The following is an 8,285-nucleotide window of genomic DNA, read 5'->3' as shown; positions in this document are numbered from 1 at the left end:
CTGCAGCCCGGAAAACGGATTCGCCCGCCACCGGATACCGGTAGCGGGCGAATTGCCGTCCTTCGAGATGCCCCTGAGTCGGGCACCGCGAACGTCAGGTCAGTTGTGTACGGCGCGGACGAGCAGGTCGGTCAGGAGGCGGATGTCGCTGGGAGTGTTCTGCAGGCCGTTCCAGCGGCGCTGTTCGCCGTCGGGGAAGCGCCACATGCCCGAGGTCCAGGCGGTGACCGGCATCAGGCCCAGAACAGCGTTGCGTACGGCGTCGCAGTCGACCTCTTCGGCTTGCATGCCGTCGGTGAGGCTGTCCATGACGAAGCCCATGGCCTGGATGCCGGCACCGTGGGTGAGGCGGGACTGGCGGGGCGGCAGTTTCCAGGCGTCACTGAAGGTGTCCTTGACCATGGTCCAGAAGGCGCGCAGGTGCTTCACCATGCGGTCGACGTCGCCGGAGCCGTCTTCGGGGTTGCGGTACTGGTAGAGGGCGCCCTCGAAGAGGCTGTGCTCCAGCATGCGCAGGACGGCCGTGTCTTTGATGTTGCCGTCTGGTGAGGTCGGGCTGGCGATGCGGCCGTAGAAGGGACCGTTGTCGGTGTTGAGGCGGGTCATCAACTGGGCGGGCAGGCGCTTGCGGGCGTAGGCGGGCGGAAGGTGGCCACTGGTTTCCGGAAGGAGCTCGTGGATGAGGCCCTTGGGCAGCGGCTTGGTGGAGTTGACCAGGATGAACTGGGAGCGCTGGTCGTCGTGGTTGTCGGCGATGAACCCGACGGCGGCGACGGGGAATTCGACCAGATCGGCGTCGCGGATGGCTGCGCTGCGCTGCTGGCCGTCGACGATCAGGGCGGGCTTGTCCTCGTCGGGAAGGGATTCGTCGACGGGGATGACCAGTTCGCCGGGGACGGAGTAGTCGACTCCGTCCTTGCGCCGCGCTCCGGTCTCGAAGCGGACGTTCTCGTCGAATGCCAGCACCAGGGCGTTGGGAAGCATGGCGTTGTCGGACTCGAGGTAGCGACGGATGCCGCGAATGTGGCTGAGGACCTCGGGGCGCTGGTAGCCCTGGAGATTGCTGTCGTCGTCGCGTCGGACGCGGGAGACGGCGGCGAAGCTGTGGAGTTTCTTGCCGTCAACGGCGAAGCAGTAGATCCTTCTGTCACCCTGGCGCACTTCAAGCGCCGGGAGCCTGAGTTCGTAACGGTCGGCCATTGCCTCTCCAGACATATCAAAAAATCTAAAAGTGAGGTTACCCGAAGGTGAGGGAGCGCATCTTGGCTTCGAGTACGGTCAGATTATGGAATCCGCGGCGCTTGTTGCGTTCGCTTCCGCGGAATATGGCGATCTCGATGCCGTGCTTCTCGCACAGGGCGCAGGGGCAGGCTCGCCAGGGCGCGTCGCTGAGGGTGCGCTCGTAGAGTGCGAGATAGCTCTTCTTCTTCGGGCCGAGCACGAGGGACTCGTACGCCTGGAGTACGGTCAGGACGTCCTCAAGAGAGGTTTCCTCGCGGTCGAATTCCCGCAGGGCGCGCAGGCAGGCCCGTTCTGCGGTGATGGCCTCGGCCTGGGAGACGCTTCCGGAGAGGATGAGGCGTTTGAGTGCGGGGTTGCCGTCGACCTGGGGAACTCTGATGGCGGTGTAGGCACTGGTGGCGGTGTGGTAGTTGTTGCGGTCGTCCATGAAGGCCTGGCGGAAGACGGAAGTGCTGTCGAAACTGGTCACGCCGTGGCGGGCGAACTGTTCCATGCTGTCAACGCGGTTGATGCCGAGCAGGTGTAGTTCTGTGTCGTCGTTGCGTACTTCGTCGATGGCTCGCAGGCAGGCCAGGATCTCGTGGGACTTGAGAGGGACCATGCCTCCGAGAGCGATACGCCGGTATCCCATTTTCTGCAGTTGCGCGACGGAGTGGGCGTAACTGTCCGGCCCCCATCCCTGGGCGGCGCCAACAGGTTCGAAGCGGGCGTCGTTCTTTTTGGTCGCGGCGAGAAATTTCTCGGCGAGCTCCAGGGAGATCTGCTGGCGTTCCAGCCAGGCCGGTTCTGGTTCTGTATCAGATTCTTGAGGGATGTAGCCGAAGATGATGTGGTCGATGCTGATGCCGGCGTCGAATCCGCAGCGGCCGTAAAAATCGATGACTTCATCGACCTCGTACGGAGGACGTTCTTCGTCAATGTAGTTGAAGGCGCCACAGTCACCGATGGTGGAACAGGTTTCGGGAAGGCGGAAGAAGTTCCGCACACCCAGGCGGTAAAGCCGCTCGCGTTGCGGAGTGGAGTATTTCCCTGCACCCTTCATGGATCCGTCGACGACAGCCTTGCTGACAAGAATCCCGTCATACGGGATCGGCGTCACGGCCTGGTGGGCGTAGACGTCGTCGCGCTGACGGACTCGGTAAGGCGAGTACTCGTCGTTGACGAAGTCATAGGTGGGGCTCACCAGGTCCTGGCTGTCAGGGAAATAGAATTTCACGCGGCTTTTGCCTTTTCCTGCACATAGATACGGAGGAGGTAGTTCGACAGGGTGCTGATGTGGCGCGGATTGTTCTGGAGTTCGTTCCAGGGGATGTTCAGGTCGGGCCAGCGCCCCTTGGTCCAGTAGCAGTGCGGGGCGATCAGGGCGAGTTCGTCGCGTGCCTGCTGCAGTGCGTGGGGGGAGGCGGGGTCTATGGCCATCATCACGCGGTCCATCAGGCGTCCCATGGAGCGGATGCCGACGCCGTGCATGAGGCGGCTTCGGGTGGGCGGCAGGCCCCAGGCGTCAGGGAAAGTGTCGCGTACCGCAGTCCAGTAGGTGATGAGAATCTGGCGGATGGTAGCGGTGTCCACGGTGTTGTTGGAGAGGTTTTTGTAGGGGAAGAAGGCTCCCGACGGGGAGTTGAGGGCCTCCTGGATGGCCGTGGTGAGGCTGTTGTCGGTGACGACGGCGTCGGCTTTTTGCTCGGCGGTGGTGGAGGGGCGGCGCACCAGTCCGCAAAACGGTGAGTCCTTGTCGTGGTTAAGGGCTTCGACCAAGACGGCGGGGAGTTTACGGGCGGAGAGCTTGGTGGGCAGCGCGGTGCCGACCTCGGGGAGGAGCTCGGTGACCAGGTTGGTCGGCAGAGGGGAGACCGTGTTCACCCGCAGGAACTGGTCCCGCTGGGTTTCGAGATCCTCGGCGACGAAGCCGGCGATGGTGACGGCCAGGCGGGTGTTGCGGGTGCGAGCCAGAGCGAGGCTGCGCTGCTGGCCGTCGACAATCCAGGCAGGCCGGGGGGCGTCGGGGGAGTCTGGCAGCGTGATCTCCAACGTGCCAGAGGTGCACAGGCCGTCGCTGCTGCTGGGTCCGGGGCTCGATTTGAAGCGCACACTGGCGGGCAGCGCCATGATCAGGCCGTTGGGGAAGAGGACCTCGTCGCTGTCGAGGTATTCCAGGATCTGACGTACGTGCTGCTTCTTCTCGGGGCGCTGGTAGCCGATGAGTTTGCCGGCCTCGTCGCGAGAGATCCGGGCGACATCGGCGACCTGATGGACCTCTTCTGCCGCCAGCGTGAACACGTACAGCGGGATCGTGGGGTGCTGCTCGATCCGCAGGGCTCGGCGTTTCAGCACAGTGGAAGTCATCAGCGACCAATCGTTGATTCGTACAGGCCTGCGAAACGCTTTTGTTCGCAGGCCATCCCCTCGTCTCGAAACTGGCGCAGCAGGCCGGTACGGGAAGCGCCGGGAGAGGTGACCTTCGCCATTTCGATGAAGGCGATGACGGTCTCGTCCGTAACCGGTGTGCGGTCGTAGCGCTCAGGCCGGGCAGTCTGGCCAGCCCAGTCCTCCCAGCGCAGCTGGGCGGGGGGGTCGGTGAGGCGTCCGGGTGTGCAGTGCTCGAGCCAGGAGGCGGCCATGCGCACGTTGAGGCTGGTCAGGGTGCCGCCCAGGGCGTGGCGCAGGCCGGCGTTGGCGGGCACGCGCCGTATGCCCTCGATGTCGGTGGCGCCACCGATCAGGACGACGTCGGTGGCGGTATCGGCGAGGGCGAGCAGGTCGTGGTGCATGGCCTGGGCATAAGGCGCAGACAGCACAACGAGGGCGCGTCCGGCGGCGCCAGCGACCTGGGGCAGGTCGCGCGTGCCGTCCAAGCGCTGCAGATGATCCCACCACTGGGAGCTCTGGGCGCTGGAGGAAGCCACGGAATCTACGTGCCGGGTCAGGAAAGTCGCGGCGTAGGAGGGGGCGGGGCTGGAGACTGGACGTAGGCCCAGGCCTGCGGAGGCTGCATACAGGCGGGGGGTGAAGCCTGCTTGGGATGCAGCGTGGGTGAGCGCGAGGGCGCGTTTCCACTGGTCTCCCCGGTACAGGTCCTCCAGCGCCGTACGCCTGCTCGGTGTGGTGCGCAATCGGTGCGCCCACTCCTCGGCCCGCTGGGGCAGGTCGGCCGCCTTCAGGGTGCGAGCCTGCAGGTCTGCCGTGGGAGGGGACGCTTTCCGGTCCGTGCAGGTGACCACGATCGGCAACTCGTTCACTGCGGCTAGACCCCTGGGTTCCGGTAACTCGCTTGTTGTTGTGATTACTGTAGCCGCTAGTTAGAGGGGTAGGCTGCCTCTGCCTCGACTGAGGCAACTGGACTTCGGATAGGGGAGTGACAGCATGGACCGTCCCGCGATCGTGTTGCTGAGCGGCGGCCTGGACTCGACCACGGTGCTGGCCATCGCCAAGGACCAAGGGTTCACTCCCTATGCGCTCAGCTTCCGCTACGGCCAGCGGCACAGCATCGAACTGGAAGCCGCCAAGCGCGTTGCCGAGGTCCAGGGGGTGGCCCGGCACGTCATCGCCGACATCGATCTGCGGGTCTTCGGTGGCTCTGCCCTGACCGCCGACATCGAGGTTCCCAAGCACGAGTCGCTGGATGACGTCGAGGACGGCGGGGTGCCGATCACCTACGTACCGGCCCGCAACACGATCTTCCTGTCGTTCGCACTGGCTTTCGCCGAAACCGTAGGCGCCAGCGACATCTTCACCGGAGTCACCGCCGTGGACTACAGCGGCTACCCCGACTGCCGCCCCGAGTACATGGACGCCTTTGCCACCATGGCGAACCTGGCGACCCGGGCTGGCATGGAGGGCACCTCCCGGATGACGCTGCACTCCCCCCTGATCGCCATGTCGAAGGCCGACATCGTGCGCGAAGGCCTGCGTCTGGGCGTGGACTACTCCCTCACGTCCTCCTGCTACGACCCCGATGACCAGGGCCAGGCCTGCGGCAAGTGCGACACGTGCCTGCTGCGCCTGAAGGGCTTCGCTGAAGCCGGCGTCACCGACCCTGTCCGGTACCAGAGCGCCTGAACATGACCTATCTGATCAAAGAGATTTTCTACACCCTGCAGGGAGAGGGCAGCCACGCCGGCCGCCCGGCGGTCTTCTGCCGTTTTTCCCGCTGCAACCTGTGGACCGGCCGGGAGGCAGACCGCTCACGCGCTATCTGCCAGTTCTGCGACACCGACTTCGTCGGCACCGACGGAGAAGGAGGTGGCCGGTTCGGCACTGCGGAGGATCTCGCCGATGCCGTCGAGGCCGCCTGGCCAAGCACCGACCGTGCCCACCGGTTCGTGGTGTGTACCGGCGGCGAGCCCCTGCTGCAGTTGGACGAGGACGCCATCGCCGCCCTGCACGGCCGTGGCTTCGAAGTAGCGGTGGAAACCAATGGCACCCGGCCGGCCCCCCACGGCATCGACTGGCTGTGCGTCAGCCCCAAGATCGGCTCCGACCTGGTCCTGACCAGCGGAGATGAACTGAAACTGGTCTACCCCCAGGCCGGCGGCGACCCGGCTCAGTTCGAGGGGCTCGACTTCCAGCACTTCCGGTTGCAGCCGCTGGATGACGCCCACCGTGAGGACCACACCCGCGCCGCTGTCGAGTACTGCATGAAGAACCCGCGCTGGACACTCTCTCTCCAGACGCACAAGTATCTGGGAATTCAGTAATGGAAATCTTTCGCGAGTTCACCTTCGAAGCAGCCCACCGTCTGCCGCGCGTGCCCGAGGGCCACAAGTGCGCCCGCCTGCACGGCCACTCCTACAAGGTCACCGTGCACGTGGAGGCACCCGTCGATCCGGAGGCGGGCTGGGTGATGGACTTCGGCGACATCAAGCAGGCTTTTAAGCCGATTGATGCACAACTCGACCATTACTACCTGAACGACATCGACGGTCTGGAAAACCCCACCAGCGAGAACCTGGCCCGCTGGATCTGGGACCGGATGACCGCAGAACTCCCTGCCCTGTCGGCGATCACCGTGCGCGAGACCTGCACCTCCGGTTGCACCTACCGAGGCGAGTAGCAGGATGCACGACATTCAAAACGAGGTCGACCACCGCGGCGTAGCCATCGACGAAGTAGGGATCAGCGGCCTGCGCTACCCCGTCACGTTCGATGACGGCCGTACGCGCCAGCACGGTATCGCCGACATCAGCGTCACCGTCGGCCTGCAGGCCGACCGGCGCGGCACCCACATGAGCCGCATGATCGCCCTGGTGCACGAGGAGGTGGCCACCCTCACCCCGCAGGAGTTGCCCATCGCCCTCAAACGAGGGCTCGCCCTGCTCGAAGCCCCCACCTTGGCCATCGCTCTGTCCCTGCCCGTCGCCACGGCCGTGACCGCACCCGCAAGTCAGCGGCAGTCGTGGCAAACCCACGACGTCACCATCACCGGCCGCATCACCGCCGACACCTGCACCGTCGCGACCACAGTGACCACCGACGTCACCAGCCTGTGCCCGTGTTCCAAGGCCATCTCCGACTACGGGGCCCACAACCAACGCAGCGAAGTCACCCTCACGGTCACGGGGACCGCCGACGCGCCCTACCCCCTGGCGATCCACGAAATCGTCGATCTGCTGCGCAGTTCCGGTTCTGCCCCCGTCCTGCCCCTCATCAAGCGGCCCGACGAACGCGTCGTCACCATGCAGGCTTACGACCATCCCGTTTTCGTCGAAGACATCATCCGTGACATAAGCCTGGTATGCCGTGAAAAAGGTCTAAAGCATGTGATCAGGGCGAAGAATCTGGAAAGCATTCATAGCCACGACGCCATTGCCAGCCTGACCTTCTCTGGCTGAACCCACGCACACGCCCCCTGGACGGGAAGGGGGGTGCCATCCCCCTTCCCGCGCCGCGCCTGCGTCGGCAAGGCGCCTGGTTCGACCCGAGCCCGTGGGACGCCTCCGCTGGCGGTTACGCACGCGCCCGGCAACCCTTACAGCGGTCCGGCACCTGCCCCCTGTCTGGCGCGCCCGCCGTAGAGGGACCCACCCGAGCCCCTCGGCGCGACATCGCCGCCTGCCCCACGCGGACCTTGCACCGCCGGAATCAGGCACTTGCCCCAGCACCGCAGCACGGACCGACGTCTTAGGAATGTCAGTGCCGTGTGCTGTGCTGTCTGCACGTTCGCCCCACCGCCCGTTCCCCGCTGGAGCCGAGCGCACCACCCCACTACCGAGACAGAAAGTAGATCGTGAAGTCTCCCGCTCCTGCCGGTATTGCCACACTCATCGCTTACATCGCCACTATTCCGGCCGCCAACTTGGCCGTCACCCATTTCGGCGCGGTACCCGTCGGCCTCGGTTACGTGGCGCCTGCCGGCGTCTACCTCGTAGGCCTGGCGCTTGTCCTGCGCGACCTTGCACGGGAGGCGGTCGGCCGAGGCGCCATCCTCGCCGCCATAGCCATCGGCACCGTCCTCTCCTACCTTCTCGCTGACCCCAGCCTCGCCACCGCGTCAGCGGTCGCCTTCGCCGTCGCTGAAACCATGGACTTCGTCGTCTACGAACCCCTGCGCAAGCGAGGACTACTGGTCGCGATACTGGCCTCGAACGCCGTCGGACTTCTGGCCGACAGCCTCTTGTTCCTCCACCTTGCCTTCGGCTCCTTCAATTACCTGCCTGGACAAATCCTCGGCAAAGCGTGGATGACCTTCGCAGCCGTCGCAGTCCTGGCGCTACTGCGCCGCCGCTCACGCGCTATCGCCTGATCGTCCCAAGCTGTCCTCCACGCACGGCAGGAAACCTCACCGCAATCGCCTTCGCTCAGGCCCTGAGGGAGAAGGGAGTTCCCGGCGTTCGCGTCGTCGCAGAAGCCCTGCAGCCGCAGGTGAGGGTCAGTAACTTCGGCGGAAGTGCGGCGAGTTGACCTACTTCTCGGTAACTCGCTACCGTCTCAGTAGCATTGAGGGGCGGGGGGGGCGGCGCCCCGGCGGACGGGGCGCGGGGGCTGGTGGTAGGTGTGAATACCAATCTCGCGGTGGGGGGGGGGGGCGGGGAGGGCGTGGGTGT

General features: G+C 65.3%; 9 protein-coding genes. 5 read left to right on the top strand and 4 right to left on the bottom strand.

The window, feature by feature from the left end; genetic code table 11:
• Nucleotides 1-99: 99 nt before the first annotated feature.
• The 4 genes from dbpB (ACFXGX_RS12265) to ACFXGX_RS12250 are packed head-to-tail and all read right to left on the bottom strand — an operon-like array spanning nucleotide 100 to nucleotide 4,481.
• Entirely contained in the window at nucleotides 100-1,215 is a 1,116-nt protein-coding gene (gene dbpB, locus ACFXGX_RS12265; RefSeq protein ID WP_384788656.1) for a DGQHR domain-containing protein DpdB, read from the bottom strand.
• Between the two features lie 22 nt (nucleotides 1,216-1,237).
• Nucleotides 1,238-2,458: a tRNA-guanine transglycosylase DpdA gene (dpdA, locus tag ACFXGX_RS12260; RefSeq protein ID WP_384788653.1), complete on the bottom strand. Its 1,221-nt coding sequence runs from the start codon at nucleotides 2,456-2,458 to the stop codon at nucleotides 1,238-1,240.
• On the bottom strand, nucleotides 2,455-3,588 hold the full coding sequence (gene dbpB, locus ACFXGX_RS12255; protein ID WP_030223757.1) for a DGQHR domain-containing protein DpdB: 1,134 nt from the start codon (nucleotides 3,586-3,588) through the stop codon (nucleotides 2,455-2,457). The genes dpdA and dbpB (ACFXGX_RS12255) overlap by 4 nt, the downstream gene beginning before the upstream one ends.
• The gene (locus tag ACFXGX_RS12250; RefSeq protein ID WP_384788649.1) at nucleotides 3,588-4,481 is read right to left on the bottom strand and encodes a hypothetical protein; all 894 of its coding nucleotides are present in this window, start codon (nucleotides 4,479-4,481) and stop codon (nucleotides 3,588-3,590) included. The genes dbpB (ACFXGX_RS12255) and ACFXGX_RS12250 overlap by 1 nt, the downstream gene beginning before the upstream one ends.
• Nucleotides 4,482-4,605: 124 nt before the next feature.
• On the opposite strand from ACFXGX_RS12250, the gene queC reads away from it, so the two are divergent.
• From queC to ACFXGX_RS12225, 5 genes are all read left to right on the top strand, one after another.
• Nucleotides 4,606-5,301: a 7-cyano-7-deazaguanine synthase QueC gene (gene queC / locus ACFXGX_RS12245; protein WP_384788646.1), complete on the top strand. Its 696-nt coding sequence runs from the start codon at nucleotides 4,606-4,608 to the stop codon at nucleotides 5,299-5,301.
• 2 nt (nucleotides 5,302-5,303) lie between these two features.
• Nucleotides 5,304-5,939 (top strand): 7-carboxy-7-deazaguanine synthase, encoded by a 636-nt coding sequence (gene queE, locus ACFXGX_RS12240; protein ID WP_384788643.1) that lies wholly within the window; start codon nucleotides 5,304-5,306, stop codon nucleotides 5,937-5,939.
• Nucleotides 5,939-6,295: a 6-carboxytetrahydropterin synthase QueD gene (gene queD, locus ACFXGX_RS12235; protein ID WP_266701354.1), complete on the top strand. Its 357-nt coding sequence runs from the start codon at nucleotides 5,939-5,941 to the stop codon at nucleotides 6,293-6,295. The genes queE and queD overlap by 1 nt, the downstream gene beginning before the upstream one ends.
• A gap of 4 nt (nucleotides 6,296-6,299) precedes the next feature.
• On the top strand, nucleotides 6,300-7,073 hold the full coding sequence (locus ACFXGX_RS12230) for a GTP cyclohydrolase I FolE2 (protein ID WP_384788639.1): 774 nt from the start codon (nucleotides 6,300-6,302) through the stop codon (nucleotides 7,071-7,073).
• 395 nt (nucleotides 7,074-7,468) lie between these two features.
• Nucleotides 7,469-7,984 carry a VUT family protein gene (locus ACFXGX_RS12225; protein WP_340475387.1) on the top strand — a complete coding sequence of 172 codons (516 nt, stop codon included), beginning with the start codon at nucleotides 7,469-7,471 and terminating at the stop codon, nucleotides 7,982-7,984.
• The last annotated feature ends 301 nt before the right edge of the window (nucleotides 7,985-8,285 follow it).

This window comes from Streptomyces sp. NPDC059371 (assembly GCF_042751995.1).
GTDB lineage: Bacteria > Actinomycetota > Actinomycetes > Streptomycetales > Streptomycetaceae > Streptomyces.
The sequence above is the reverse complement of the archived record's forward strand: the minus strand, read 5'-3'. Positions and strand labels throughout refer to the sequence as shown.

What these genes read in the sequence shown, in the direction of transcription:
- dbpB (WP_384788656.1), bottom strand. Translation starts at nt 1,215, where the DNA reads ATGTCTGGAGAGGCAATGGCCGACCGTTACGAACTCAGGCTCCCGGCG.
- dbpB (WP_030223757.1), bottom strand. Translation starts at nt 3,588, where the DNA reads ATGACTTCCACTGTGCTGAAACGCCGAGCCCTGCGGATCGAGCAGCAC.
- queC (WP_384788646.1), top strand. Translation starts at nt 4,606, where the DNA reads ATGGACCGTCCCGCGATCGTGTTGCTGAGCGGCGGCCTGGACTCGACC.
- queE (WP_384788643.1), top strand. Translation starts at nt 5,304, where the DNA reads ATGACCTATCTGATCAAAGAGATTTTCTACACCCTGCAGGGAGAGGGC.
- queD (WP_266701354.1), top strand. Translation starts at nt 5,939, where the DNA reads ATGGAAATCTTTCGCGAGTTCACCTTCGAAGCAGCCCACCGTCTGCCG.
- ACFXGX_RS12230 (WP_384788639.1), top strand. Translation starts at nt 6,300, where the DNA reads ATGCACGACATTCAAAACGAGGTCGACCACCGCGGCGTAGCCATCGAC.